This is a genomic window from Corynebacterium sp., assembly GCF_022712195.1.
Lineage (GTDB): Bacteria > Actinomycetota > Actinomycetes > Mycobacteriales > Mycobacteriaceae > Corynebacterium.
In genome coordinates this window covers 1-26,044 of sequence record NZ_JALAGY010000005.1, presented here as the reverse complement: position 1 = coordinate 26,044, position 26,044 = coordinate 1, and the positions used below count along the sequence as shown (strand labels likewise).

General features: G+C 65.1%; 33 protein-coding genes and 1 tRNA gene. 9 read left to right on the top strand and 25 right to left on the bottom strand.

Annotated elements, in window-relative coordinates; genetic code table 11:
• Window positions 1–215 precede the first annotated feature (215 nt).
• The 3 genes from Q0A34_RS00500 to Q0A34_RS00490 are packed head-to-tail and all read right to left on the bottom strand — an operon-like array spanning window position 216 to window position 1,063.
• Window positions 216–455 (bottom strand): hypothetical protein, encoded by a 240-nt coding sequence (locus tag Q0A34_RS00500; protein WP_291477409.1) that lies wholly within the window; start codon window positions 453–455, stop codon window positions 216–218.
• 41 nt (window positions 456–496) lie between these two features.
• Window positions 497–712 (bottom strand): hypothetical protein, encoded by a 216-nt coding sequence (locus tag Q0A34_RS00495; protein WP_291477408.1) that lies wholly within the window; start codon window positions 710–712, stop codon window positions 497–499.
• Window positions 713–718: 6 nt separating this feature from the next.
• A complete protein-coding gene (locus Q0A34_RS00490) occupies window positions 719–1,063 on the bottom strand; it encodes a hypothetical protein (RefSeq protein WP_291477406.1) in 345 nt (114 codons plus the stop codon).
• Between Q0A34_RS00490 and Q0A34_RS00485 the strand changes: the two genes are divergently transcribed.
• The 3 genes from Q0A34_RS00485 to Q0A34_RS00475 are packed head-to-tail and all read left to right on the top strand — an operon-like array spanning window position 946 to window position 3,103.
• Complete coding sequence (locus Q0A34_RS00485; RefSeq protein ID WP_291477429.1) at window positions 946–1,317, top strand: tyrosine-type recombinase/integrase; 372 nt, start codon at window positions 946–948, stop codon at window positions 1,315–1,317. The genes Q0A34_RS00490 and Q0A34_RS00485 overlap by 118 nt on opposite strands.
• 24 nt (window positions 1,318–1,341) lie before the next feature.
• The gene (locus tag Q0A34_RS00480) at window positions 1,342–2,283 is read left to right on the top strand and encodes a 3-methyladenine DNA glycosylase (RefSeq protein WP_291477405.1); all 942 of its coding nucleotides are present in this window, start codon (window positions 1,342–1,344) and stop codon (window positions 2,281–2,283) included.
• A complete protein-coding gene (locus Q0A34_RS00475; RefSeq protein ID WP_291477403.1) occupies window positions 2,261–3,103 on the top strand; it encodes a hypothetical protein in 843 nt (280 codons plus the stop codon). Before Q0A34_RS00480 ends, Q0A34_RS00475 begins: the two co-directional genes overlap by 23 nt.
• Here Q0A34_RS00475 and Q0A34_RS00470 read toward each other — a convergent pair.
• The 4 genes from Q0A34_RS00470 to secA2 form a co-directional block, all read right to left on the bottom strand.
• Window positions 3,100–3,714 (bottom strand): MerR family transcriptional regulator, encoded by a 615-nt coding sequence (locus Q0A34_RS00470; RefSeq protein WP_291477401.1) that lies wholly within the window; start codon window positions 3,712–3,714, stop codon window positions 3,100–3,102. The genes Q0A34_RS00475 and Q0A34_RS00470 overlap by 4 nt on opposite strands.
• A gap of 261 nt (window positions 3,715–3,975) precedes the next feature.
• Window positions 3,976–4,716 carry a MerR family transcriptional regulator gene (locus tag Q0A34_RS00465; RefSeq protein ID WP_291477399.1) on the bottom strand — a complete coding sequence of 247 codons (741 nt, stop codon included), beginning with the start codon at window positions 4,714–4,716 and terminating at the stop codon, window positions 3,976–3,978.
• A gap of 71 nt (window positions 4,717–4,787) precedes the next feature.
• Entirely contained in the window at window positions 4,788–5,222 is a 435-nt protein-coding gene (gene odhI, locus Q0A34_RS00460) for an oxoglutarate dehydrogenase inhibitor Odhl (protein WP_075816070.1), read from the bottom strand.
• Window positions 5,223–5,388: 166 nt separating this feature from the next.
• Window positions 5,389–7,761: an accessory Sec system translocase SecA2 gene (gene secA2 / locus Q0A34_RS00455; RefSeq protein WP_291477394.1), complete on the bottom strand. Its 2,373-nt coding sequence runs from the start codon at window positions 7,759–7,761 to the stop codon at window positions 5,389–5,391.
• Window positions 7,762–7,930: 169 nt separating this feature from the next.
• Here secA2 and Q0A34_RS00450 point away from each other — a divergent pair, with 169 nt between their 5' ends.
• From Q0A34_RS00450 to Q0A34_RS00440, 3 genes are all read left to right on the top strand, one after another.
• Window positions 7,931–8,770, top strand: coding sequence for an alpha/beta hydrolase (locus Q0A34_RS00450; protein ID WP_291477393.1), 840 nt, complete (start codon window positions 7,931–7,933; stop codon window positions 8,768–8,770).
• 28 nt (window positions 8,771–8,798) lie between these two features.
• On the top strand, window positions 8,799–9,302 hold the full coding sequence (gene rraA, locus Q0A34_RS00445) for a ribonuclease E activity regulator RraA (protein WP_291477391.1): 504 nt from the start codon (window positions 8,799–8,801) through the stop codon (window positions 9,300–9,302).
• Window positions 9,303–9,384: 82 nt separating this feature from the next.
• Window positions 9,385–9,458 (top strand) — tRNA-Pro (locus Q0A34_RS00440).
• Between the two features lie 678 nt (window positions 9,459–10,136).
• On the opposite strand, the gene Q0A34_RS00435 is transcribed toward Q0A34_RS00440, so the two are convergent.
• The 11 genes from Q0A34_RS00435 to Q0A34_RS00390 all read right to left on the bottom strand — a co-directional run bounded on the left by Q0A34_RS00435 (window position 10,137) and on the right by Q0A34_RS00390 (window position 16,527).
• The gene (locus Q0A34_RS00435) at window positions 10,137–10,493 is read right to left on the bottom strand and encodes a hypothetical protein (RefSeq protein WP_291477389.1); all 357 of its coding nucleotides are present in this window, start codon (window positions 10,491–10,493) and stop codon (window positions 10,137–10,139) included.
• On the bottom strand, window positions 10,490–10,873 hold the full coding sequence (locus Q0A34_RS00430; RefSeq protein WP_291477387.1) for a hypothetical protein: 384 nt from the start codon (window positions 10,871–10,873) through the stop codon (window positions 10,490–10,492). The genes Q0A34_RS00435 and Q0A34_RS00430 overlap by 4 nt, the downstream gene beginning before the upstream one ends.
• A 276-nt stretch (window positions 10,874–11,149) precedes the next feature.
• Window positions 11,150–11,962 (bottom strand): hypothetical protein, encoded by an 813-nt coding sequence (locus tag Q0A34_RS00425; RefSeq protein WP_291477385.1) that lies wholly within the window; start codon window positions 11,960–11,962, stop codon window positions 11,150–11,152.
• A gap of 341 nt (window positions 11,963–12,303) precedes the next feature.
• Window positions 12,304–12,450 carry a hypothetical protein gene (locus tag Q0A34_RS00420; RefSeq protein WP_291477383.1) on the bottom strand — a complete coding sequence of 49 codons (147 nt, stop codon included), beginning with the start codon at window positions 12,448–12,450 and terminating at the stop codon, window positions 12,304–12,306.
• Window positions 12,447–12,731, bottom strand: a complete 285-nt coding sequence (locus Q0A34_RS00415; protein WP_291477382.1) for a hypothetical protein — start codon at window positions 12,729–12,731, stop codon at window positions 12,447–12,449. Before Q0A34_RS00415 ends, Q0A34_RS00420 begins: the two co-directional genes overlap by 4 nt.
• Window positions 12,728–13,033: a hypothetical protein gene (locus tag Q0A34_RS00410; protein ID WP_291477381.1), complete on the bottom strand. Its 306-nt coding sequence runs from the start codon at window positions 13,031–13,033 to the stop codon at window positions 12,728–12,730. The genes Q0A34_RS00415 and Q0A34_RS00410 overlap by 4 nt, the downstream gene beginning before the upstream one ends.
• Before the next feature lie 138 nt (window positions 13,034–13,171).
• Window positions 13,172–13,429: a hypothetical protein gene (locus Q0A34_RS00405; protein WP_291477380.1), complete on the bottom strand. Its 258-nt coding sequence runs from the start codon at window positions 13,427–13,429 to the stop codon at window positions 13,172–13,174.
• 418 nt (window positions 13,430–13,847) lie between these two features.
• Window positions 13,848–14,597 (bottom strand): hypothetical protein, encoded by a 750-nt coding sequence (locus tag Q0A34_RS00400; RefSeq protein ID WP_291477378.1) that lies wholly within the window; start codon window positions 14,595–14,597, stop codon window positions 13,848–13,850.
• Between the two features lie 234 nt (window positions 14,598–14,831).
• A complete protein-coding gene (locus tag Q0A34_RS13690; RefSeq protein WP_363316410.1) occupies window positions 14,832–14,984 on the bottom strand; it encodes a helix-turn-helix domain-containing protein in 153 nt (50 codons plus the stop codon).
• A gap of 443 nt (window positions 14,985–15,427) precedes the next feature.
• Complete coding sequence (locus Q0A34_RS00395; RefSeq protein WP_291477376.1) at window positions 15,428–16,321, bottom strand: hypothetical protein; 894 nt, start codon at window positions 16,319–16,321, stop codon at window positions 15,428–15,430.
• Window positions 16,318–16,527, bottom strand: a complete 210-nt coding sequence (locus tag Q0A34_RS00390; RefSeq protein ID WP_291477374.1) for a hypothetical protein — start codon at window positions 16,525–16,527, stop codon at window positions 16,318–16,320. The genes Q0A34_RS00395 and Q0A34_RS00390 overlap by 4 nt, the downstream gene beginning before the upstream one ends.
• A gap of 279 nt (window positions 16,528–16,806) precedes the next feature.
• Here Q0A34_RS00390 and Q0A34_RS00385 point away from each other — a divergent pair, with 279 nt between their 5' ends.
• Complete coding sequence (locus Q0A34_RS00385) at window positions 16,807–17,097, top strand: hypothetical protein (protein WP_291477373.1); 291 nt, start codon at window positions 16,807–16,809, stop codon at window positions 17,095–17,097.
• A gap of 90 nt (window positions 17,098–17,187) precedes the next feature.
• On the opposite strand, the gene Q0A34_RS00380 is transcribed toward Q0A34_RS00385, so the two are convergent.
• On the bottom strand, window positions 17,188–18,276 hold the full coding sequence (locus Q0A34_RS00380; protein WP_291477371.1) for a site-specific integrase: 1,089 nt from the start codon (window positions 18,274–18,276) through the stop codon (window positions 17,188–17,190).
• Window positions 18,277–18,480: 204 nt separating this feature from the next.
• Here Q0A34_RS00380 and Q0A34_RS00375 point away from each other — a divergent pair, with 204 nt between their 5' ends.
• Entirely contained in the window at window positions 18,481–18,666 is a 186-nt protein-coding gene (locus tag Q0A34_RS00375; protein ID WP_291477369.1) for a PspC domain-containing protein, read from the top strand.
• Between the two features lie 84 nt (window positions 18,667–18,750).
• Window positions 18,751–19,488 (top strand): superoxide dismutase family protein, encoded by a 738-nt coding sequence (locus Q0A34_RS00370; RefSeq protein ID WP_291477367.1) that lies wholly within the window; start codon window positions 18,751–18,753, stop codon window positions 19,486–19,488.
• On the opposite strand, the gene Q0A34_RS00365 is transcribed toward Q0A34_RS00370, so the two are convergent.
• The 6 genes from Q0A34_RS00365 to Q0A34_RS00340 all read right to left on the bottom strand — a co-directional run bounded on the left by Q0A34_RS00365 (window position 19,458) and on the right by Q0A34_RS00340 (window position 25,868).
• Window positions 19,458–20,102, bottom strand: a complete 645-nt coding sequence (locus Q0A34_RS00365; RefSeq protein ID WP_291477365.1) for a DUF4395 domain-containing protein — start codon at window positions 20,100–20,102, stop codon at window positions 19,458–19,460. The two genes, Q0A34_RS00370 and Q0A34_RS00365, sit on opposite strands and share 31 nt — an antisense overlap.
• A 73-nt stretch (window positions 20,103–20,175) precedes the next feature.
• Complete coding sequence (der, locus tag Q0A34_RS00360) at window positions 20,176–22,533, bottom strand: bifunctional cytidylate kinase/GTPase Der (protein ID WP_291477427.1); 2,358 nt, start codon at window positions 22,531–22,533, stop codon at window positions 20,176–20,178.
• 29 nt (window positions 22,534–22,562) lie between these two features.
• Entirely contained in the window at window positions 22,563–23,477 is a 915-nt protein-coding gene (locus tag Q0A34_RS00355; protein ID WP_291477364.1) for a pseudouridine synthase, read from the bottom strand.
• 74 nt (window positions 23,478–23,551) lie between these two features.
• Complete coding sequence (gene scpB, locus Q0A34_RS00350) at window positions 23,552–24,118, bottom strand: SMC-Scp complex subunit ScpB (RefSeq protein WP_291477359.1); 567 nt, start codon at window positions 24,116–24,118, stop codon at window positions 23,552–23,554.
• A 47-nt stretch (window positions 24,119–24,165) separates the two neighbouring features.
• The gene (locus Q0A34_RS00345) at window positions 24,166–24,999 is read right to left on the bottom strand and encodes a ScpA family protein (protein WP_291477357.1); all 834 of its coding nucleotides are present in this window, start codon (window positions 24,997–24,999) and stop codon (window positions 24,166–24,168) included.
• A 2-nt stretch (window positions 25,000–25,001) separates the two neighbouring features.
• On the bottom strand, window positions 25,002–25,868 hold the full coding sequence (locus Q0A34_RS00340) for a ParA family protein (protein WP_291477425.1): 867 nt from the start codon (window positions 25,866–25,868) through the stop codon (window positions 25,002–25,004).
• Window positions 25,869–26,044 lie beyond the last annotated feature (176 nt).

Below are 26,044 nucleotides of genomic sequence, written 5' to 3'. Positions count from 1 at the left end.
CCCCCGGGGGCACGTTCGTTAGTCGAACGAATGAAGAAAGCGCACCTCAGCGGGGGTTACCTGCCGAGGTGCGCACATTCTTCTGAAAGGGACCCTCATGCAGTAGGTCCGCATCCAGGGATCACCACCCCCTGGACAAGACACACATTATCCCACCCGAACACTCTTAAGAAGAACAACACCCCGGGGGTGTGCGCGCCGCCCACCGCTCAGGCTCACCCGGTGGTCTGGTCCAGATCCTCCCGAAGTTCAGGAGGGTTCACCGGCCGCTGATCCGGGTGCACAAGGACCAGGAGCTGACGGATCAGCGCCAGGGCTGAATCGTTCCACCGCTGCAGACCACGCAGCTCCGCGTGCAACCCGTCCATCTGGTTGGTCAGCTCATCCACCCGTTCCGACAGAGTCTTGAACCAGTCCGGTTCCTGCTCCACTGACTTTCCGCGGAGCTGGAACACAGCCGTGAATACGACACCGACGAACGTCAGGACAGAGCCGATCAGGACGACGTTGCTTCCGTCGATGGCGCATCACCTCGGATCCTCTGATCCAGCAGCGCGTAGTACGCCACAATGAGTACGGTCACCATCGAGAAGGACAACGCCGACACGTAGGCGCCGTTGGTGTCGCCCTGTGCCCATGCCCCGAGGTGCAACAACGCCCACATGGCGGGCAGGCCGACGCCGATGCCGAGGTGGCGACGAGACAGGGCCAAGAGGGTCTACCCCGAGACAGCGATCTGGTCACTAACCGAGGACCAGATCGCGGGACGCTTACTCGAGCGGATGAAGCTCCCCGACACCCACGGCGCCTTCGAAACCCCCGTTGCCGACCTGGACGCTAAGCGTCGGGGACACACCCCCATGATTTCGACGGCAAACAGGGAAAACCTGAGAAAACCTCCCCAAGTGTCCACACCGACGACGAAGATGACGGGATCGTCCACCACTGGGACGACACCCGACACCACGCCGCCGACAGCAGCCCCGACGAAGACGCCGGCAGAGAGGAAGAAGGTGCAGACCCCCTCCCTTAACCACCTCCACCACCCGGTACGCGAGAGCACCGGGCGGCCAGTCCGCTGACGTAGATGAAGCTATCTCGATGCACGGGATGCGGCACTTCTACGCGACGTCCCTGCTGTCCGGTGGGGAGTCGTTGCAGACCGTCGCCGCACTGCTGGGGCATGACCAGATCAGCACCACCGACAGGATCTACTGTCACTTCCTGCCGAGCCATCTGCAGGCGTCGCGGAGCGCAGTGCAGGCTCTTGCGGGATATTTGAGGGATGGCCGCGGCGGCCTGAGGTCGGTGGGCTGAGTGTCGGAGCGTACGGTAGACGATATGCGAGGAGGAAATGTGGTTCTGGAGCCGGAGGTGTGGCGCTCCCACCAGCGCGAACACCGTCGCGCCGTCGATGAGCTCACCGCCGGTCACCGTGCGCGCCGCTCCCGCGGTGAACGGCACCCCGTCTGGGACTTCATGTTCACCTACTACCCCGTCACGCCCGGGAAACTCGGACGGTGGAATCCCGGGGCCGCGGTCTCGCTCGTGGCCGACGACGGCGACAGGCCCGGTACCACGGGGAGTCTCCGGGAGGTCGCTGACCGGGACGGTACCCGCCGGTGGGAGCTGGACGCCGCTTCCCTGGCGGCCCGCCGTGGGGAGAGTTTCCGTTTCATCCGTCGTCTACTGTCCGCCACCCTGGATCACACCCCGAGGTTCAGCTGCTTCGGCATGCACGAGTGGGCGATGGTGTACCGCGACGAGCCCCGCCATCCCGAGCCCCTGCGTCTCGGGCGGACGGGCACCGACTCGGTGGTCGAGGAGAGCACTCTTCGGTGCACGCACATCGACGCCTTCCGTTTCTTCACCGACGAGGCCGTCCCCCGCAACACGCTTCACCCGACCAGACGGACTCAGGTCGACCTGGAGCAGCCAGGCTGCCTGCACGCCACGATGGACCTGTACAAGTGGGCGACGAAACTCGGCCCGCTCGTCCCCGGGGAGCTCTGGCTCGACACCTTCCGGCTGGCCTGTGACGTCCGCCGGACCGACATGGAGGCCAGCCCCTACGACCTGCGGGAGTGGGGGTTCACACCGGTGGAGGTCGAGACGCCGGAGGGACGCGCGGAGTATGTCCGGCGCCAGCGCGACTTCGCCGACCGTGGCCAGGTCCTCCGCCGGTCGCTGATCGACCGGATCGACACCTTCTTCGACGTGGCAGACCCCGCCGGAGACACACAGAAGACGGAGAGCGGCCATGGCACGACACAGCGCACCTGAGTCCCGGATCAGGGTGGCGGGGTGGGTGTGGGCGGCACTGCTCGCTCTCCTGCTGGTCACCGCCCTGACGGTGGGGTGGTTCGTCCTCGCCGGGAAGCAGGGCGACGAGGACGCCTCAGCCACCTGCATCGACGGTGAGCAACGCCTCACCGTGTGGGCCGACCCCGCGGCAGCGGAGACCGCGCGGACCCTGGCCGAGGACTACAACGCCGGGAACCCCGTGGTACGCGACCGTTGCGTCACCGCCGTCGTCGAGATCAGGTCCACTGCCGAGGCCACGGCAGACTACCGCGGTGCGCGGCCCGGTGTGGCACCTGTGTGGATCCCCGCGGGAACGGGATTCATCCCCGGGCTGTCCGGAGCCCCGGACACCGTGCAGCTCGTGGGGTCCGATGAGCTGGTCCACTCCGTGCCCGACGGGGCGGATCCGGAGCCGGCGGCGGCGGTGCTGCCCACCGGCGCGGAGTCGATGGTCTCGGCTCTCGCCGCTGAGGCCGTCGGGCGGGACGGCGCACCCGATGGCCCGGATCTGCGGACGGCACGCGGGGAGAATCTGCCGGTGCTCACGTCCGCGGCGCTGCTGTCGGAGTCCGGAGACGGGGTGGGTGACGTCCGTACGGTAGGCGAGGTGGTGTTCCCTCTCGTCGCCTTCGGTTCCTCTCCTGCGGTGGACGAGGACGAGGCTCGTGCGGCGGCGGACTTCGCCTCACGGGCCGGTGGCACTGACACTGTGACGCCTGAGCCGGCGTCGCCGTGGCTCACGGAGACGGCGGGGAGCCTGGCGGGGGTTCCGCTGGCCCGGGCGGAGGATGAACTCTAGGAGGACTTCCTGCGACGGCGGGCAGCGAGCTCGTCGGAGGGGTTGAACGCCGTCTCGGGCTGGGCCGCCGGTTCGGCGGGCTCGGAGGGGAAGGCGGTGATCGTACCGCTGAGCTCCTTCATGAGACCGGGGACGGCGATTCCGAAGACGCCCTGACCGCCGGCGAGGAGGTCGATGACCTCTTCGGCGGAGCGGCACTCGTAGACGGTCTTGCCGTCGGAGACCAGGGTGATGCCGGCGAGGTCGTCGACGCCGAGGTTACCGAGCTTGTCCACGGCCCGGCGGATGTTCTGCAGCGAGATACCGGTGTCGAGCAGACCCTTGACGATCTTCAGGACGAGGATGTCCCGGAAGGAGTAGAGACGCTGGGAGCCTGAACCGTGGGCGGTGCGGATCGAGGGCTGCACCAGCTTGGTGCGTGCCCAGTAGTCCAGCTGCCGGTAGGTGATGCCGGCGACCTGACATGCGATCGTCACGCGGTAGCCGACCTCCTGGTCGGGTCCGTCGACGTCGAACAAGGTGTCCTGCTGCGGCGACCGGGCGGCGTCGACAGAATCCGGCGCTGTACCCTTGTCCTTGTCCGGAATGTCCCGGGAGTCGCTCCGCTCCATGCTGATTCTCCTCTGTTCGGCGTGTCTGCTTGCACACCTGTGATTCACTGCTCTCAAGATTAGACGGGATGGCCGAGGAGTCAACCGGGAGCCGCGGACGGCCGCACGTTTCAACCCTCACCCCTGAACCTCAAGTTGAGGTCGAGGGTAAGCCTAACACGGCCACCCGGACAACACAGGTGTAACAACACGCGTGTCGTTCCGGCAGAAGAAAGCCCCGACCGTCGGAGGACGGTCGGGGCGGACTGCTGCCTGCCGGCCTCAGCGCGGCAGCTTCCCCTTGATCAGTGCGGCGTGCAGTGAGACGACCAGGGCACTGACTTCCCTGCTGAGCTCCGCGGAACGCTCGCGGGCGTTCTCGTCGCGGCCGTGGGCCAGCGGGCCGGCCACCTGGTTCACCAGGTCAGCCTGCCGCTGTGCCTGCGTCGCCAGCGTCTTGAGGTGGCGGTTGTCGATCCCGTACTCCCCCATCTTCGCCGCGATACGGACGACGTCCACGTCGTCGACGGAGAAGAATCCGGCGGCGTCAGGGGTGATCAGCGAGATCTTCACCAGCGAGGCGATGAACGAGTCCTCGACCCCGGCCCGGGAAGCGACGTCGGCACGGGTCAGCCGACGGACGGTGGCCTGACGGAACTGCTCCGGGGTGACCGTGCCCGCGACGGACCTGCGGGCGTCGACCGGGGTGACCTTGCCCGAGTCCATCGCCTCGAGCTGCTCCTTGATCACCTTCAACGGAAGGAAACTGTCACGCTGGTTGGCCAGGATGTAGCGCAGCCGGGAGATGTCCTCCGGCGAGAACCGCCGGTAACCGGACTTGCTCCGCTGCGGGGTCACCAGCCCCTCTGCCTCGAGGAAGCGGATCTTCGAGACAGTGACGTCGGGAAAGTCCGCCTGGAGTTGCTTGAGGACGTCCCCGATGGACGACGTGGGCAGGACCCGCCCGGCCGAGGGACGGGACTCAGGCTGTGGCTGCCCTGCAGCTGCGGCATTCGCTGACACAGTACTCCTCACATCGGATGCGTATCCGGTGACATGGTCTTGACAGAGGCGATACTACAGGAGGCTGGGCCTCAGGCGTCCTTGGTTCCGTTCAGGAAGACCAGGCGGAACTTGCCGATCTGGATCTCGTCGCCGTTGCTCAGCACGGCGGAGTTCTTCGGCTCACGGTTGACGTAGGTGCCGTTGAGACTTCCCACGTCCACCACCTCGTACTCCTCACCGTTGCGGCGGAACTCGGCGTGGCGACGGGAGACGGTCACGTCGTCGAGGAAGATGTCGCTGTCGGGGTGACGGCCGGCCGCAGTCGTGTCCTGGTCGAGCAGGAACCGTGAGCCGGCATTCGGACCACGCTTGACCACGAGGAGCGCAGAACCCGACGGTAGACCCTCCACACCGGCAGGTGCGGACTCGGACTGCGCACCGGTCTCCATCTCCTTGAGGAGGTCAGCACGGAAGACCGAGGTCGTCTCGACCGATGCTTCCGGGATCCCGGTGTTGTCGCTCATGTTTCAGTTCCTCCTGGAATCTGTTGCAGTGTGACCATGGGCCCCGACCGCAGGTCGCGGCAGGAGCCGATGAGGGAAGCGGACGTGTGGTCCGCAAGCCGTTTCCACCATACTACCCGGCGTCCCGGATGCTCGGTGGAAAGCCTCGCCGAAACGGTGCCGGAACTCAGCGGAACATCGCCGCGATCGACCCGACGACGCTTCCTCCGGAGTTCGACAGCGGGTTGTCGTTGACCATGTAGGTCCAGGTGGCACTGGGTTTGTGCAGCCCTTGACCTTCCAGGTCAGCACCGTCGGCCGTGATCTCGATCTCACTGAACGTCTCACGGGCCCGGTCCACGGCACGCTCCGCCAGCTCACCGAACGCGGCGATGGACATGCGGTGGAACTCGTCGATCGGGCTCTCCCTGGCGATGGCGCGCAGGTGGATGGACTCCCGGATGTCGTCGAGGTACGCCAGGTGCTCACTCCACTCGTGGTCCAGGTGGTAGAGCATGATCTCCCGCGCCGCCTGGTCGAGGACGTCCTGGGGGATCCCCTCGGACTGCAGACGACCGGCCTTCTCCACGTCGTGGTAGCTCAGGTCCTGCCAGGCCGTGTCGGTGTCGAGCACCTTTCCCCGACGGTCGTCGACGATCTCACGCTGGTCGTTGATCAGCTTGTTGTACTTCCACGTGGTGGCGTGGATGTCCAGCATCTGACCTTCTGCGACCCTCTGGCAGTGGTCGATGAACTGCAGGACCTTACGCTGTTCCAGACGGCCGTCCTCCCCCGGCTCGGCACGGAGCTCCTCCCCGGCGCCACCGGTGTTGACCACGTCGTCCTCCAACGAGACGAAGAACACCGACGACCCGGGATCCCCCTGACGCCCGGCGCGACCCCGCAGCTGGTTGTCCAGACGCTGCGACCGGAACCGTCCGATGCCGACGACATGCAGACCGCCGAGTTCCACGACATGGTCGTGGTCCTCCTCGTCACGTCCACCGAGCCGGATGTCCGTACCCCGGCCGGCCATCTGGGTGGAGACGGTGACACGGCCCGCCCGGCCCGCCTCCGCGACGATGGCGGCCTCCGCCTCGTGGTTCTTCGCGTTGAGCACACTGCATTCCACACCTCGGGCGGCGAGCGCCTCCGCCACCCGCTCGGACTCCGCGATGTCCTGTGTGCCGACGAGGACGGGCTGCCCGGTACGGTGCACCTCCACGATGTGGTCGACGGCGGCGGCGTCGCGCTGCTCCTCGGTGGTGTACACCCTGTCGGCCTCGTCGAAACGTCGGGTCGGCACGTTCGGGTCGATCACGCTGACCGACAGGTCGTAGAACTGCCGCAGCTGGTCGCCGGCGGCGACGGCGGTTCCGGTCATCCCGCATTTCCTCGGGTAGAGCCCCAGGAGCGCCTGCACGGTGATCTGGTCGAGGATGCGTCCCCCGTCCGTCACCTGGAGTCCCTCCTTGGCCTCGACGGCGGCCTGGAGACCGTCCGGCCACCTCTGCAGTTCCGCGACCCGGCCCCGGGAACCGTCGATGAGAGCCACCTTGCCGTCGCGCACGATGTAGTGGACGTCACGGGTCAGCAGGTGCTGCGCGTGCAGCGCGACATTCACCTGGGACAGCAGCGTCCCCGGTGTCTCGGCAGTTCCCGCGGCGTCGGCGGCGGTGTCGGCGAGATCGGCGTCCCGTCCCCCGGCCGGGTCCCCTACCCCGTAGAGGGACTCGATCCCCAGCCCCTTCTCCACGAACCGGGCGCCTGAATCGGTGAGGAAGACGTTCCGACGGTCGCCGGAGACCGTGAAGTGCCGGTTCTCCTCCATCCGTCGCACCAGGTCGGTGATCTGCCCCGTCGGTGCCGGGCCCGGCTCGGACCCCGCCAGCACCAGCGGAACCAGCGCCTCGTCGACCATGACCGAGTCCGCCTCGTCGATGACGGCGACGTCCGCCGGCGTACGAACGGCATCTTCCCGACGTGTGATGAGCTGGTCGCGAAGCACGTCGAAGCCCATCTCGTTGACCGCGCCGAAGATCACGTCGCGCGCGTAGATGTCCCGGCGTTCGTCAGCACCGTGCTCCTCGGCGATGGCACCGTGGGACAGGCCGAAGAAGTCCAGCAACGGCCCCATCCACTGGTCGTCACGACCGGCCAGGAAGGAGTTCACCGTGATCAGGTGGACCCGGCGCCCCTGGAGCCCGTAACCCACCGCGGTCATCGCACCGGTGAGGGTCTTGCCCTCACCCGTGGCCATCTCGACGACGTCCCCCACCAGCATGCGCAGTGTTCCCTGCAGCTGCACGTCGAAGGGACGCATGCCGATCGTCCGCTCGGCGGCCTCCCGCACGGCGGCCAGCAGCAACGGCGCATCGTCGATCGACGGGGACTCACCGGTGGTCACACAGGAACGGGCGATCTCGACCACCTCGGTGTCCGAGGCCTGGGCGAGCCGGTCCACGGCCTTCGCCGCCTCAGACACGATCGTCTTCGACTTCTTCTGGTTCGCCGTCGCCGACGAACCCATGGCCTTCCAGAACCAGCCGAATCCGGCCATCCTCGCCTCCGCACACTTCGTGAATAGGGGTCGTGCTCCGCACGCTTCCGTTGCAAGGATAGTCGTCGTACCGTCCGACGGGCACAGTCCGGCACCGTCCGGCGCTGTCCGGCACTGTCACGCCCGGCACAGGACCCCGAGACCGGACTTCGCGACTAGACTGCGCCGGGTGACTTCCCGAAGCGTGACCTCCGTCGACGTCGAGTTCCATGGAGGTGAAGTGAACGGTGCACCGGGGCCGGTGCTCGCCGGAACCGTCGACCTCCCCGGCGACGCCCGCGAACTCTCCCCCGACGAATTCCGCGCGTCCGGCGTCCCGGTCGCACTCTTCGCCCACTGCTTCACCTGCCACCGTAAAGTGCCTGCGGCCTTCCGCATCTCGAAGACCCTCGCCCGCGCCGGCATCGCCTGTCTCCGGTTCGACTTCCCCGGGCTCGGCGGGTCCGGGGGCGACTTCGCCGCGACGACTTTCTCCTCCAACGTCGCCGACCTCCGTGCGGCGGCCGCCTGGCTGGAGGAGTGTCTGGCCGCCCCCACACTGCTGGTCGGGCACTCCCTCGGCGGCGCCGTCGCGCTACGCGCCGCACAGCATCTGCCCGGACTGAGGGCCGTCGCCACCGTCGGTGCACCGTTCCGCCCCGCCTCAGCGGCCCGTTCCCTCCAGGACAGCTGCGCCGACATCGGGCCCGGCGAGATCCGCACGGTGCACCTGGCCGAACGGGACATCCCGGTGTCGCACGCATTCCTCAGCGACCTCGCCGACGTCTCCGACCCCACCACCGTCGCCGCGGACATCGCGGCGGTACGGCCACCGCTGCTGGTGCTGCACTCCCCGGCGGACCAGACCGTCCCCGTCACCGACGCGGCCAGGATCCTCGGAGCCGCGTCCTGGCCGAAAAGCCTGACGAGTCTCCCGGACGCCGACCACTTGCTCACCTGGCGTGGTTCCGCGCAACGCGCCGGGGAGTTGATCGCCGCTTGGGCGGAACCCCACATCCGTCACGTGTGATGGGCCCGCCGCGCTAGGCTGACTCACCATGAGCAACGACATCTCCTTCATCCCCACCGCCGATCTCGTCGACGTCATCGGACCGGAGGTCCGCAGCTGCGACACCCAGTTCCGCGACTTCGGCGGCCACACCGACTTCTGCGGTCCGGTCACCACCGTGCGTTGTTTCCAGGACAACGGACTGGTCAAGAAGATCCTCCAGGAGGACAACCCCGGAGGGGTCCTCGTGGTGGACGGGGACGCCTCGGTGCACACCGCACTGATGGGTGACATGATCGCCGAGTTCGGCGTGGAGCACGGCTGGGCCGGCGTGATCATCAACGGTGCGATCCGAGACTCCGCCGCCGTCGGTTCCATGGAGTTCGGCTGCAAGGCCCTGGGCACCAACCCCCGCAAGTCCGCCAAGGACGGTGCGGGCGAACGGGACGTCACCGTGAGCTTCGGCGGCGTCGACTTCGTCCCCGGCCACATCGCCTACGCCGACGCCGACGGCATCGTCGTCTCCGAGGCGCCGGTGACCGTGACCGGGTAGCTCCACAAACCGTCGCCGAGCAGGCGATTGGCGAACACGAATACGGGTGTTGTAATCTATCCGAGGTCCAGCGATGGACCGGCGGACTGTGGCGCAGTTTGGCAGCGCACTACACTGGGGGTGTAGGGGTCGCAGGTTCAAATCCTGTCAGTCCGACAATTTTCCCACCCTTTCGGGGGTGGGATTTTTTGTGCCCACATACAGCAATAATGCCGTTTAGCAGCGCAGATGCCTGATCTAGCACGTCGCCCCCGCGATCCGCAACTCTGGACACGATCGGACACCTGTTGACTGCCAATGTCGTCAAACTGTCGTCAAACCATCGTCAAGATTCTGCCGTCACCACCGGCTCACGACGGTCACGATCCTCCCCCGTTGACCGACATGGCCCCGGCTTCGACCCGTCACGAATCAAGATCGAATGGAAGTAGGTGAACCTAACTTAGGATACCCTGGGGGGATAACCCTAAGCGCCGGCGGAGGATACGGATGGCAAAGGGGCCGAAACAGTGGAAGTGGGATGTGACCACACGGGTATTCCGGCCAGGGCGGCCTTCAGGGGCACCTGTCACATTGTTACACCCTGTCACCGGCTCAGGTGTCCCAAATGGGACACCTGCCGTCCGTGCTAGTCGTCGCATCCGAGGTGTTGCATTTGCATCACCTGCCGGGCGTGCGTCTTACCTGCACGGCAAGTGCGCAAAATTACGCAGTAGGTGTTCAATTCTGAACACCTGTCACGGGAACAACTCGCAGCCCACCTCATCGAGGACGATGTAGCACCCCGGCACGTCCCCGAACGGGTGGGTCTCCACCACGCCCGGGACGCTCAGATCAATAATCATGGCACCAGACGTGCCGATCAAGGTCGCGACCTCCCCACACCTCCATAAACCCCTCGTCAATCCCGTCCGGTGTCGGTGGTTTCACCCCGGTGTCCTGCCACTCTGCCCACGCCGCGAACAACACTGGCAGACGGCGCCCCAGCTCCACCTCCAGATTCTCCACCCGGACCTGACGGTTCGGATTCTTCACAAAGAACCACCCGCGCTGCCACGGGAACCGGTCGGCCTGGATCAGGTGCCCGTCCTCGGTGATGCCCCACATACCGCCGTTGTGCGCCCTGTCCCCGGCGGGCCGTGCGCGACGGACCTCGCCCTGGCAGATCATGTCCACGTACTCGTCGCTCATGAGTTCACCGCCTTCCATGCCTCGAACGCCGGGTTAGCAACCCCGGCGACCGGGGCGACCGCTTCACGCGTAGCCAGCTCCATAGCGTGCTTCCGTAGGTCACCCGGTGTGAGCAGGTACGCGGACAGGCCGGTCTGTAACGCGCTCCGGTACTTCAGCGAGCCCTTCGCCACTGCGTCGTACAGGACCGCCAGGTTCGCCAAGTCGAGCCACTGGGCCTGCGTCATCCCGTGCATCGTGGGGTGATCGTCCAGCGATGCCCACCATGCCAGTGTTGCGGGGTGCCACGGTCCACGAGCACCGCCCCGCATCTCCACCGGGGACTCCTCGCCATATAGTTCCACCAGATCAGGCTTCACGCCCGGCTTCGCGATCATCACCTCGAACCCGGCCCTGCTAGTTGTGTTCTTTCTCGGTAATGCCAATTCATTCCCCCTTCAATATCGACCCCCGCCGCTGACCAGCGGAAAGTCACGATAAAACCGTAGAGCCCCCTATAAGCCGCCAAGGGGTACAATCACCCCTCAACGCCCCTCAAAACCCCCCACAGGCCCGTACAGGCCGCCTCAAACACCCTATGGCGAGATACACAGCCGTACCGAGCGCCAACGCCAACAGTAGGGGCGCGACCCCGCCCGGAGGGGCGGGATGCCAGGTCAGATCTGCTCGGTTGCTCCGGCTCCGGCGAGGCGGGCGGCTCGTTTAGCGAGCACGTCCGGGTCGAGGCTCACTGACAGGGTGAGGGGTGCGTACTCGCCGACGGCCAGCTTGGTAATCACTTCGTCGTCACCGGAGGCGTGCCGTCGCCAGTCATGTGCTTTCTGGTGTTTTGCGACGTCGTCGCGGCTGTAGTGCTCGTCGCGGCGTCCGAAACCGTCGAGCGTGTACTTCAGGCTGGTCAGCAGCGGGACGTCTGCGAACATGGCGGCACGCTCGGTACGTGACCGGAGTACAGCGTCGAGCGACACGATGCGGGCGATGCCCTCCATGTAGGCAGCGAAGTGCTGTGGTGAGGCGATCGCCGCCTTCTGCGGATCGTACAGCTTGGTTCCGAGCGCTGCTGCTGCGTCGATCACCTGCTGCTGCGCGGTGTCGATGTCGAGCACGCTGGCTACATGGGCTCTCGCCTGGTCATTGTGAAGCATGTTGTCTGCGCGCTGCTCGAGCGCCGCGTTCACTCGAGCGAAGTTGTCTTCGGCGAACTGTGCTGCCGCGTGCGATGCCGCGATCTTGTTCATGCCTGCGCTCCACTTGTTCGGGTCGTTATCGAGGATGAAGGTCAGCAGGTCCGGCGCGGACTGAGCTGCGCGGAAGCGCTTGAAGGCTCGTGCTTTCTCAGCCGCGGCTTTGTACTCGTCGGTTGTCAGCTCGTCGAGGCTCACGCCCCAGGTGTCGGCCATGGACTGGTAGGCACGGATGCCTGACAGGCGGGCGCTGCCGCGGGTGTATGCGTTGATGGTGTTGGTCATGTGTTGTCTCCTATCGGTTCATTGCGGCGATGATCGCCTGCTGGAAGTCGTACATCTTCTGTGCTTCCCGGTGTCCGGGGGCGCCTATGGACCCAATCTCAGGGACAGGTGCGGGCTTACGCGGCCCGGTGGGGGTGTCTGGTGTAGGTGGGGCCTCGTTCACTGCCTGCGCGAACAGCTCTGCGTTACTGGTCATTGGTCCTCCTCGAACCGATTAGGGTCATCTGCGATACCACCCCGGTAGGTGCGCGCCTGATCTAGACCGACGCGTCGCCACGGGCCCGGGGCCTTATCGCGACGGTTGTGCTGCACCCATTTTTCATATGCTGATTGTTCGTTGTTCATTGTTTCCCCTTGTTGTCGATGTACTGTTTCGCCTTGCTGATGCAGGTGAATAGTTTTATATCGTCGCCGTCGATCTGTTTGGCGAGTATGCCCCGGCGGGGTGCTTGCGTGAGGGTGTAGCCGTAGTATTCCTGCTCGGTCATGCTGTCCCCTCGCTCGTGTAGTACGGCCGCGATTCGTAAGCCTCATTCATTGCTGTTTCTTCCCGGTCGAATTGCTCGAGAATGTCTGCAACGACATCGATGAGCTCGTATGCAGCTTCGATGTTCAGGCGGAATTGACGGCGGCCACGCGATATAAGCACCCCCGGCTGCTCGTCCACATGCCCTGGGTGCCATGGCTTCACATTGAGGGTCGTCGGCTCAAACACGGTTTGTTTGCCGGTTTTGAGGTAGCGGCCTTCGGCGCTGATGGGGATGCTCATGCTGCACCCCCGTCGATGCCGGTAGTCCCAGTGACTGATCCATTTGGCTCACTCGAAGTCGCTGCGCCCCCGTAGAACCTCAGGTCGTCGTCGAGCTGTTCGGCGGTGTCTATGAGAGCGTCCGCCAGATCCTTCAGCTGCACGCCGTCGATGATGAATCGGTGTTGCCCGATCCCGATGCGGGTCTTCGGGCCGCTGTCCCCCAGGTAAGCGCCCACGATGATGTTCCCCCGCTCGAGGATGCCGTCAACACCCTTCTCGACTAGGATGCCCTTCGCTCTGGTTCGTTTCTCGTACTGCATTACCGGACCTCCGGCAGCTCTAGGTCGCATTCGGTGTCGGCCTGGTCGAGTAAGAACTCTGAGACCGGGCGTAGTAGCGTGTCTGCGTCCTGCACTTTCGTCAGCGCTTCCCCCAAGGCAATCACAGCCCGCATGTGCTCAGTCGTCGGCATTCGCGTCACCCCCGAAGTACTGGTTCAGTGCGTGCATAAGCAGCTCCGCGTCCTCACGATTCACGCGGACGAGGGTGTCCCTCGTGGCAAAGCTGACGTAGCGGCGAGCGTGCTTCGTTGATGAGCTGGTGAACACTGTGAGCATTGCTGTGCGTCGTACGCCGCCGTTCGCTCTCGACCCGCATGGAAGCGCGATGAGCTTCCGGTATTCTGGGTCAGTCCGGCGATCTTCTTCTGTTTTCATGTTGGTGTTTCCTCTCAGTTGATTTGGTGCGGTGAACCTCTCGGCCAGCGGCCCGGTTTAGCCCTTTGTGCAGGACGGCAGGTGTCGGATCACGTCAGGCTTTTCGACCATGCGCCCCGAGCCTTCGACCCCCTGAATCTCTGCCCCGGTGGCGTGGAATGCGCGTGACCATTCCTGCCATGCCGGTGTTCTCCCGGCGGTGTAGATTTCCCCCATTATGAAACCCCCTGTTTTAAGCGTTTGTTTTTCCTTCTGCGCGGAACTATCCCCAAGTACCGCGAAAGTCGCTCAGAGACCCCGTACAGCGCCGTTACGGGCATGCCTACGCCAGCCCCCTGCCCCCTCGCTTCTTGTCCATGCCAAGTCCCCCTTTAGGGGGATTTAGGGGGTCTCCCTAAACCCCATCCCCAGGTCCCCGCTAGCCGAAGTTCTGGGTCATGAAGGATTTGAACTTGCCAACCCAGTTCTTCGACGTGTCCATGCCGCAGCAGTCAGTGAATGCGTCTAGGGCCTCTTCGTAGTCAGTGCCGAGGGCCGTGGCGTGCCCGGAGAGCACGGCCCGCTTCTCCTTCTCTACGACGGCAGTGAAGTGATCGAAGTCTGTAGGTTCCACGGTCCTGTGGTTTGGTGCGCCCTCAAACCTTGTTTGAGGATAAGTAGTTATATCCACGGTTTGTACACGGTCTGTCCACGGTCTAGGTACCCGATTTTCGGGTAGTCCTTGTACCCGATTTTCGGGTAGTGGTACTTCCTCTTTTTCGGGTAGTGGTACCGAGTGTGCCCCGTAAATATCAACCGGAGTGAGGTCATGGGGTGCCGTAAGACGGATCATCCCGTTCATCCCCCGGCGACCGTTCCCTGGCCTCTCGACCGTCACCCAGCCCCCCTTCTTCAGTGGAGCCAACGCATCAGACACCACCCTTCGCCGCTTCTCCGGGTCAGCGTCAGGCATGATCCCCGCCGCGTCAGCTAGCCGTAAGTTGCCGTAGGTGTAGGTGCCCCGCTGTAGATTCGCATCCGACTTAGCCCAGGCGTGGAAGCATAGGGCTACAGCAATTCCTTGAGTATTCTTGCCGAAGCCTTCGCGGATCACGGCCAGCAGCCACTCTTGCCGCCATTCCCGGTAGTCGGCGGCCTTCCTACTGTCCCGTGGGATTATCTTGTTCATTCAAAGCCCTCCTGGCCTCTTCGATTAACTGCGCAAGTTGGGTGTTGTCGAGCAGCACTGTTCGCTGCCCGATGTGACCCACCTCGTGTAGCCACTTCCCGCTCTTTGTGCGGTAGGGCTTGATTAGGTCTGTCATGTCGGCTCCCTGCCGTATCGTAATCGCGTTGATTGGCACCTCTCGCCGCCGAACAGCCCCCCTAGGGCTATCGGTAAGGGTGCGGGTGTTTCATCGCCTTATTTCGCCCTATTATCCAAGTGCCGAATAATCGCACTAGCGGGCCAGTAGCTCGCCTGTCCCTGCTTCAGTGGCGGCACAAACTCCCCGGCCCGCACCCACCGGCGGACCGTCGTCGGCGTCACCCCGAAGGTTTCCGCCGTCTCACTCATCGTGAGGTACTGCTTCCCCTGAATCCTCATGTTCACCCCCTTTTGTCAGCGATCGCTGTTTTTTGTTCTTTTTCAACCCTGTACTACCATACTACCACCCATTACAGAAGGGTCCCGGAAACACGGTTCTACATGCAGTTTCCGCGATTAACCGCCATTCCTAGAATCCGGCACCTCAAGTGTATAACCGCAGGTCAAATGTGTAACGTCCACCAATGGTTATAAAAATACACAGCATCTCACCTGCGCATATCCACAAAACAGGCACCGAAAACACTAGTATGACCGCGAATGTTCATCGACAAGACGCACTACCCCGACCGAAAAAGCGTCCACTCCATTAGTACCACACGGCGTGACAACCTTTTGCGACCTGCGGAAAAGAGCGGAGGTGTCTCTTGCTCGCCTACGTCTATTATACCGCCGGATTGTATCATCCCAGGTCAGAGCAGCTTCTTGATCGCCGTCTCCCGATCAGGGAACCCCTCAATCTCCCACCAGTGCCCCTGATGAGTGACCAGTTTCCTAACGTACAGGTCGGTCGCCATATCGCTTCCCTTTTCTAAGGTTCCCGGCACCCGAAAATGTCCGCCTGTCTGCGTCTCCTTCGCCGCCAACATGGTTCGCCGCATTGACTCTACGGCTTCCCTGGGGGTCATCTGACCATCCCGGATAGCTTCAGCCACGTACTCATCTGAAAGCACTTCCCACGCGTCACCGGCTTGTGTTCTCGCGGACTCCAACGCCGAGAACAGTCCCTGGTACGGGTCTACGGATGGCTCATTTTGATCCACTAGCTCCGCCATCGGCGCTACTGCCTGCCGCTCATCCTCAAGCGGCATAGTCAGCTTAAGGTCAGCCCATTCCGCTTTAACCATGTCGTCCCACGACTCATACCCCAGAGATTCCCACGCGCGGCCCTGGTAGAGTTCAGCCGTCGCGGACTCTAGCTCAACGTCGTTCCGGAGCAGTTCGTCCGTTAAGCGCTCCGCTTCATCACGCGACAGAACAGTGGGCAGGGGTGGCTCAATTTGAGCCGGGGCGGCATACTTCGCCACGGTGTTTCGTGACAGGCCCGTAGCTTCAGCCACGGCCCGCTGAGACAGCCCAGCATCCACCAATGCCCCTACAAGCTCACGTCGGTCCCCCTTCGCCCTCGGCAGGGCAATGCGACCGTCGAACTCGGCACGGCAGTACTCGCCCCACGTTTTGTAGCCTAGTGCGAGGTGATCCCGGTTCTCGAATGCATCGGCAATTTCTTGCAGTAGGTCCGCAGCTTTCGCCCTGATTCTGCCTGCACGAGCCCGCGCGGCGCTTGTACTCGCGACATCATTCACGGCTTCGCCCCCATCACCGGAGCGCGGACAGCCAAGGGCCGCGAATCGTGGTCATTCATATACTCCTGCACATATCGCAACGCCACCACCGCTTCCCGCAGCAGCGCCTCTGCGTCGCCCGGGGCCGCGAACAGGTCACGTTCCGCCGTCTTGATCTTCCGCATGGCTTCCGCCAGCTTTGCGTTTGTCGTGTCGATATAGCTCATGGTGCTTCTCCTTCGACTTATGGCACCGCGTACGGGTGCCGTGAATGTTTGAACCGGCTGTACATCATCTCGACCAGCACCGGGGCATAACAGTAGAAACCAGCTCCAACCTGGGTTCACCGTCTGCTAGCGGCCACCGATCCCTCAGGCCCGTCGGTGTAGCGGGGTCACCTAAGCAACACAGACAAACGTACACCAGGAAGAGACAAATGTCTAGCCCGTTTTCCAAAAGTCAACCCTCTGGTGCCAAATGCCAACCCCCATCGCTACCCTGAGCACATGCGCACCTACGACGACCACGCCGCCTGGATAGCGTCACTGAACCCCGGTGCGACCACAGGGCAAGCCGAACGGCTGATAGGCGCGTCGAACGGTGCCCTGGGGAAGTACATGGCACGCAATCACGGCAGACTGTCAGCGGACTACGTGATACGTGTTGCAACCGCCTATGGGAAGAATCCGCTAGTGGGACTGGTGCAGACCGGGCACGTCAGTGAGGAGCACCTTCCGAAGGGCGTTGCTGCGTCGAACGATGAGCTTCTGGATGAGCTGCGCCGCCGCCTAAGCTGACCGCGCTTGTGGGACATACGTGGTTGGTGGCAGATTTTCCCCCGACCATCGAATTACGCTCCCGCGCCCGGGACATACCCTCACCAGCGACTAAAGATCGTCGAAAGCGTCCGCAATCTCGTCCAGCGCACCATCGAACAGATCCGAATAGGTGTCCAGCGTCATAGCCGCCGACGCGTGCCCCAACTGACGCTGCACAGTCTTAGGCGTGGCCTTCATTTCGTTCACCATGATCCCTGCCGCGACGTGACGTAGACCGTGCGCCGTGACCCTAGGGAACGTCGCATCCTCCGCCTGACAACGCTTCACCGCAGTATCCAGCCACTTCCCGTGCCCCGGCGGTTTCAGCGCCGTACCGTCGCCCTGTGCCCACACAAGAGCGGTAGGAGCCTTACCCTCCAACAATGGCGCGATGAGATCCAACACCCGCTGAGACACCGCAACCGTGCGGGCCTCGTGGGTCTTCGGCGTGCCCAGGACAATACGGCCACGCACCCGAACCGCGTTCTGCCGGATATGCAACCGCCGACGCTTCATATCCACGTCCATCACCCGCAAGCCCGCCAACTCGCCCCACCGCAACCCCACGGTCCCCAGGGTCATCACAATGTCCGGGTGAGCGCTGTTCGCCGCCAGGGCCTGCAACTGCCCCCACGTCAGGTACACCCGCCTAGCCGGGGGCTTCGCCGGGAGCTTCACCGCCCCCACCGGGTTCGCGTAGATCAGCTTGTCCCTCACCGCACGGTCCATGATCTGCTTCAACTGCGCGACCGCACGCCGCTTCGTAGCCGTACCCGCCTCAATGCCCTGCGCCCACTGCTCCACGTCCCCCGCCGTAACCTCCGACACGCGAACCTCACCCCAACGCGGGAGGACATGCACGCGCCATGTGGACTCAGCCAGTGTCAGAGTCGAAGGCTTTAGATGAGTCTGCGAGTCAAGCCACGCCGCACCGACCTTCCCTACAGTCCGGTTACCACGTGACGGGTCGATGTAGCTTCCGGTGTTGCGCTCCAACAGGTTCTCGGCGGCCCAATGCTCCGCAGCTTTCTTCGTAACAAAACCTGTCTTGGTTCGACGCTTGCCGGACGGATCGGTGTACTGCACTCGGTAGCGAGGCTTCCGCTTCGCCGGGGGTGTGTTGTCGGTTCCGCTGAGGTACTTCGTGATTGAGGACATGGCTCAAAACCTACCAGAACCTATGCGTCAAACCTACGTCAACACCGAACTACTGTGCAGGTCATGGCACTGTGCGCATGTGTTCAAATCCTGTCAGTCCGACAATCTTTCCCATCCCTCCGGGGGTGGGATTTTTTGTCGTCCGGGGGCTCCCTGCCCCCGGACCCGGCTGGGGCCGGCGACGTCTGGGCGTACCCTGGTCACATGGCCCGACTAGAACGCTCACATGACCACAGGATCGTCGCCGGAGTCTGCGGCGGTATCGCGGACTGGCTCGGCTGGTCCCCCAACACCGTGCGGCTCCTGTTCGTGCTGTCCTTCATCTTCCCCGGCCCGCAGGCCGTCTTCTACCTGGTGGCCTGGATCATCATGCCGGACTCTCGCAGGTAGCCGGCGGCGCGGACGGACCCCGGGCGCGGGTTTCGGTACGCTCGGCAGGGACATCACCGTTCCCCACCAGCTCGAGAGGACGACGTGTTCACCACCACTCCACACCCCACCGCAATCGACTCCACCGGGATCCCCCGCAGAGCCGGTGCCGTGAGCCGTCGCCGCGGCGTGATCGCCCTCGGCGCGGCCGGCCTTCTCGCCCTGTCCGCCTGCAGCACCGACGGTGGCACCGACGACGACGCCCCGGTGGACGCCACGGGTGACGCCACCACCGCAGCGGCCAGCGGTACCGCAGACGACTCCACCGTGATCGCGACAGCCGCCGTGAAGAACGCCGACGGTGACGACATCGGGACCGCGGACATCTCTGCCCCTGGCGGGGACGACGCCGGCACGACCGAGCTCACCGTCTCGTTCTCGGGGCTTGAGCCGGGCATGTACGGCATGCACCTGCACTCCGTCGGCGTCTGTGAGCCGGACAGCGCCGCCCCCGACGACGACTCCGGTGACCCGGAGACCGGTGACTTCCTCTCCGCCGGGGGTCATCTCGGGGCGGACGGGCACGACCACCCGGACCACGGCGGTGATCTTCCCGCCCTGTTGGTCACCGGGAACGGCGACGCCCGCATGACGGTCACCACCGACCGGATCCAGGAGTCCGACCTGCTGGACGACGACGGCTCGGCGATCATCGTCCACGAGTCCCCTGACAACTACGGTAACGTCCCGGAGCGCTATGCTCCCGACGGCCCTGACGAGGACACCCTGGCGACCGGGGACGCCGGGGGTCGTCAGGCCTGCGGCGTCTTCGACGCCGCCTGACGGGATGCCCCGGTCCGCACCGGCCCCAGGGCGCAGTCAGAACGGACCTCGTCACTCACGACACCCAGCCGCTGGAGCTGGCTGAACATCCTGCAACCGAGGCAGAACCCCAGGAAACCCTCCAGGGCGGCGGCGAGGAGAAGGCCGACGAGAACCACGTCCGCCGCCCCGGCGAATCCTGTGAGCCGCAACGCGAGGGCCGTCCCGGAGAACAGCGCACCGATCAGCTGGGCGAAACGCTTCGGCGCGCCGGCGACGGGCACGGGGTCACCGAACAGCCGACCGGCGAGGTACCGCACGGACAGCTGTCCGAACGGGTCGAACCGCGGCCCGGCGAGCACGCGCAGAAGGAAGCCCAGGAGGAGCAGCCCGTGGGCCACGTCCGCGGCGGTCGACCATCCTGCACGGGACAGGGCGAGCACCACGACGGTGAGGAGGACGACGAGTACGGCGGTGCTCCTCGCCGCCCGGTCGTTGACCACCGGCGGGAACCACCACAGGGTCGCCACGCCCCGCGGCGGTCCGGGGTCCGTGGTCCGCCGGGCCAGCACGGGCCGCGCGCGGCGGTAGTCCTCGAGTGTGTGGTGCAGGGACGTGTGCTGTCGACCGGTCATGGTCCGTGGAGACTACGCCACCACTGCGTCACGGGTCCAGCAATTGATTCAGCGTGACCCGGTGGCCGGAGAGTTACTTCCTGCGGCCACGCTTCTCGCGCACCCGCACCGCGATGCGGACCGGTGACCCCTCGAAGCCGAAGGACTCGCGCAGACGGCGCTCGAGGAACCGGCGGTAGCCGTGCTCGAGGAACCCGGTGGTGAACAGCACGATGACCGGAGGCTCCGAGGACGCCTGGGTGGCGAACAGGACACGCGGCAGACGTCCGCCACGCATCGGCGGCGGGGTCTGGGCGATCACCGCCCGCAGCCAGGTGTTCAGCTGCCCCGTCGGGATACGCAGGTCCCAACTGTCCAGCGCCTCGATCATCGCCGGCTCCAGCTTCTGCAGGGCCCTGCCGGTCTTGGCGGAGATGTTCACCCGCCGCGCCCACGGCACATGCGCCAGCTGCTGGTCGATCTCCCGCTCGAGCTCGTCGCGACGTTCCTCGTCGACCATGTCCCACTTGTTGTAGGCGATGACCAGGGCCCTGCCCGAGTCCAGGATCATGCGGAGCACCCGCTGGTCCTGTTCGGCGATGGGCTCCGAGGCGTCGACGAGGAAGATCGCCACCTCGGAGGAGTCGATCGCGGCCCGGGTACGCAGGGACGCGTAGAACTCGTGCCCACGGGCGGTCTTGGTCTTCTTGCGGATGCCCGCGGTGTCGACGAACCGCCAGCTGCGCTCGTTGAGCTCCACGACCGAGTCCACCGGGTCGACGGTCGTTCCGGCGACGTTGTCCACCACGGACCGCTCTTCCCCGGTGATCTTGTTCAGCAGGGAGGACTTTCCGACGTTCGGGCGCCCGACCAGGGCGACGCGGCGTGGTCCGGAGACCACGGAGGTCTGCCGCGGGGTCTCCGGGAACTTCGCCAGGACCTCGTCGAGGACGTCGGCGGCGCCACGGCCGTGCTGGGCGGACACGGGGAAGGGGTTGCCCAGCCCCAGTGACCAGAACTCCGCCATGTCCCCGTACTGGGAGTCCGAGTCGAACTTGTTCGACACGAGCACCACAGGTACCTCGGAGCGCTGCAGTTTACGGGCGATGAGTTCGTCGGTGGAGGTGATGCCCACCTTCGTGTCCACGACGAAGACGATGACGTCGGCGGTGGCCATCGCGGTCTCCGCCTGCCGGGCGATCGCACCGTGGATGCCCTTGGCGTCGGGATCCCATCCACCGGTGTCCTGGACCCAGTAGCGACGGCCGTTCCAGTCTCCGAGGTAGGAGATCCGGTCGCGGGTGACACCGGGGAAGTCCTCGACGACGGCCTCACGGCGGCCGATGAAACGGTTCACCAGGGTCGACTTGCCCACGTTGGGACGGCCCACGACCGCCACAGTGCACAGGGCCTCCTGCTCGGCACGGTCGTCACCGAGAACACCGAACGCCTCCTCCACCGCATCCCAGTCGGTGTCCTCGGCGTCGGCACTCATCAGGTCGAAGTCGGCGAACTCGGAGTCGTCGACGGCTTCGCCGAAGTCACTGTCGTCGAACTCCTCGAAGAAGTCCTCCTCCGAGGTGGGGCCGTCATCGATCGCCGAATCATCGGTCTCTTCAGTATCTTCGGTGTCTTCGGTGTCCCCTCCCTCAGAGAGCACCTCACCCTCCGTGGTGCGGAACACCAGCGACTCCCCTGCCGGGGCCAGGTCACCTGCGCCTTCCAGCTGCACCGGCCGGTCCGCGGACTCGAGCGCCAACCGGGTCAGCTCCGCGAGGACTTCCTCGACGTCGAGGTCACCGGTGTCCAGGACGACGGCGTCCTCCGCCGGACGCAGCGGTGACACCTCCCGCGACGAATCTGCGGCGTCACGGCGTTCGACGTCGGCCAGGACCACGTCGAAGTCGACGTCCCGGCCCGCTGCGACGTCCTGCACGTAACGGCGGCGCGCGCGGACCTCGGCGCTGGCGGTCATGAACACCTTGCACGGGACGTCGGGGAACACAGCGGTTCCGATGTCCCTGCCCTCGACGATGCAGCGGCCCGCGCGCAGCGCCAGCGAGCGCTGCAGCGCCACCAGGTTCTCCCGGACCTCCGGGATGGCGGACACCGCCGACACGTGGGCGGTGACCTCCGGTCCGCGGATCTCGGAGGAGACGTCCTCACCGTCGAGCAGCACCTCCGTCGACGCAGGGTCCTCGTTGACGAGCAGCGGCAGGTCGGCGGTGGCCGCGACCACCGCCCCGGTGTTCCCCGGGTCGATCCCCGCACGCAGCACGTGCAGGGTGGCGACCCGGTACATGGCCCCGGTGTCGAGGTACTTCGCGTTCGCCCTCCGGGCGAGCAGCCGGCTGACCGTGGACTTCCCGGTACCTGAGGGCCCGTCCACGGCGACGATGAAACCACCGCCGGCGATGTTGTCGACCCTGCTCAGGTCGGTCACGTCGGTCACGTCAGTCACGTCGTTCCTTTCCTTGGTCATTACAGCTGCACCGCGTTGTAGAGGCTGGTCAGCTCGGAACGATTCAGGGCGCGCAGCGTGCCCGGCTTCTGCTCACCGAGCTGCACGGTGTGGACCTTGGTCCGCACGAGCGCCTGGACGGGGAACCCCGCCTCCTTGAGCATGCGACGCACGATGTGCTTACGCCCCTCGTGGATCTCCAGCTTGATCAGGGACTTGCCCTGCCAGACGTCGATGATCTGCACGTAGTCCGCACGGGCGATGCCGTCCTCGAGGTCGATGCCGTTCTTCAGCTGGTTGATCAGCCAACGGTCCGCCTCGCCCAGCACAGTCGCCAGGTAGGTTTTCGACACCTCGTACCGTGGGTGCATGAGCCGGTTGGCGAGCTCCCCGTCATTGGTGACCAGGAGCAGACCCTCCGTCGCGGCGTCGAGCCTGCCGACGTGGAAGAGCCGCTGGCCGGCGGCGACCCGCTCCCCGACCAGGTCTCCGATGCAGGGGCGCCCCATGTCGTCACTCATGGTGGACTGGAAACCACGCGGCTTGTTCAGCGCGTAGGTCACCAGGTTCTCGTCGACGATGACACGCTCACCGTCAACACGGATCACGTCGTTGTCAGGGTCGACCCGGATGCCCTGCTGGGTCACGGTCTCACCGTTGACGTCGACACGTCCTGCCTCGATGAGCTTCTCGCTCATCCTGCGCGAGGCCACGCCGGCGGCGGCGAGGACCTTCTGCAGCCGGACGGACTTGCCGCCCTGGCCACCGTCCTTCCTGCCGCCCTTGGACGAGGTCGCGGAGGACCGCGCCTCCGGGGGTTTACGGTCGGGGACGTGTTGCCGACGCGCAGGGCGTGCATTGGACACGTACAGGTCAGCAGGGGTCTTCCCTGGATCCTGTTCCGGTGTGCCGTCTCGGCGAGCGGGAGTGTTCACGGAGGTCCTCATCAATCAGTCGAGGGTGTTCAGTTATGTCAGTTGACCAGTCTAACCCTTCAGACGGACAACGGTTAGTCGGTCTGGTCCACCGCGTCGATGCTGTCGACGTCCGGCAGCAGCGGAGCAAGGTTCGGCAACTCCTCCAGGGAGCTGATACCGAGCTGTTCGAGGAAGAGGTCCGTGGTCGCGTAGAGGTGCGCGCCACCGACCTCCCCGGTCACCCCGACCTCGGCGATCAGGCCACGCAGTGCCAGTGTTCGCATCACACCGTCGCAGTTCACACCGCGCACGCCCGCCACCTGGGACCGGGTGACCGGTTGACGGTAGGCCACCACGGCCAGGGTCTCCAGGGCGGCACGGGACAACCTCTGCTGGGAACCGTCGAGGATCTTCGCCTCCACGGTGGCGGAGTTCTCACGACGGGTGTAGAGGCGCCACAGGCCGTCACGTTCCCTCAGCTCGAAACCCATGCCCCGGTCGGAGAACTCCGTGGAGATCTCCACCAGGGTCTCTTCGACCCGGGCCTCCGAGGTCTCGAGCACTCGGGCGAAGTCCGCCGGCGACGTCGGCTCATCGGCCACCAGGAGCAGGGACTCCAGGCGGCTGCGCAGGACACTGACCGGTTCCACTGTGTTCATCCTCCGTGTTCATCCTCTGCGTTCGTCCTCTGTGTTCGTGGCGGGACTCAGTCCCAGTTGCTGGCGGCGACCACCGCCGGGTCGACGTCCAGCCCGGTCCAGGCCACCGTCATCTCCTCCAACGGCACCGGCTGTTCGATACCGACCGCCCGTGCCTTGTAGAGCTCCAGCAATGCCAGGAACCGTCCCACGACCTTCATGGAGACATCGCAGTCGGAGATCAGGGTACTGAAACTGACCCAGGTGTCCGCACCCGCGACCCGCAGCGTCGACAGGATGTGGCCGGCCTGCTCGGGAACAGACACCTGCTGGGCGTGCAGGTGAGACGTCGACACCTCCGACGGGGTCGGACGGAAGACCGCGGCCGCCCGTTCCGCGAACTCCCCGGGGGACATGCCCAACTCCACCGGAGGCATCAGCTCGGTGAACCGTTCCTCCGGGGACAACTGGACCGGGTAGCTGCGGTCGGCGTCCCGTTGCCATTCGGCGAAGAGAGCGGCCACGGACTTGTAGGCACGGTACTGCAGCAGGCGTGCGAACAGCAGGTCACGTGACTCCAGCAGTGCGAGGTCCTCCTCGTTCTCGACCTCCCCGCGGGGCACCAGGCGTGCGGCCTTGAGGTCCAGCAGGGTCGCTGCGACGACGAGGAACTCGGTGACCTCGTCCAGGTCGTCGACGCTGCCGGTGAGGGTACGGGTGTAGGAGATGAACTCGTCGGTGACCTTCGCCAGAGCGACCTCGGTGACGTCCATCTTGTGGGAGTGGATCAACTGCAGCAGCAGGTCGAACGGGCCGTCGAAGTTCGCCAGGGCGACCCGGAAACCGGTGAGTTCCGGCTGCTCGACCGTCGCCGGCGTGGTCCCGTCCACGGCGGTGGTCACCGTCAGGTCCTTTCGACGACCTCGGCGGCAAGGTCAAGGTACTGCCGGGCGCCGTCCGAGTTCGGGGCCCACGAGGTGATCGGCTCCCCCGCCACCGAGGTCTCCGGGAAGCGGACGGTCCGGGTGATCACGGTGTCGAAGACCTTGTCGCCGAACACCTCCACCACGCGTTCCATGACCTCGCGGGAGTGGTTGGTGCGCCGGTCGAACATCGTCACCAGGATGCCCGTGACCTCGAGGCGGAAGTTCAGCCGGTCACGGACCTTCTCCACCGTGTCGGTGAGCAACGCCAGGCCCCGCAGGGAGAAGTACTCGCACTCCATCGGGATGATCACGCTGTCCGCACAGCTCAGCGCGTTGACGGTGAGGAGCCCCAGTGACGGCTGGCAGTCGACGATCACGTAGTCGTAGTCGTTCATCACCGGATGCAGCGCACGGGCCAGGGCCTGCTCCCGACCGACCTCGTTGACCAGCTGGATCTCGGCGGCGGAAAGGTCGATGTTCGCCGGGACCACGTCGAGCCCCTCGACCGGACTGTGGTGCAGGGCCTCGTGGACCGTCGCCGAGTTGTCCACCAGCAGGTTGTAGATCGTCACGTCGAGTTCCTCGTGGTCGATCCCCAGCCCCGCGGAGAGCGCCCCCTGCGGATCCAGGTCGACCAGGAGCACCCGGCGGCCGTAGGAGGCCAGGGCGGCACCCATGTTGATCGTCGACGTGGTCTTGCCGACGCCACCCTTCTGGTTGCACATCGCGATCACCGTCGCCGGGCCGTGCCGGTCGAGTGCCGCGGGACGGGGGATCTCACGCAGCGGGCGGCCGGTGAGGCCCACCTGGGGCTTGTCGAACAGGCCTTCCGACGAACGAGCCATCTCCGTCAAGCTCCCTTCCTTGATTCTTCGATGAACTTTCCCGGTGTTTCCGGACGATCTCCGTGACGCCTCCGCGATGAACGAATCACACGGTTCAGATTATCACGCACGGGGGTGCGACTCCGCCCAGGTTTCCCGAAGCAGGTCGGGAGTGACCTTGGTGTAGATCTGCGTGG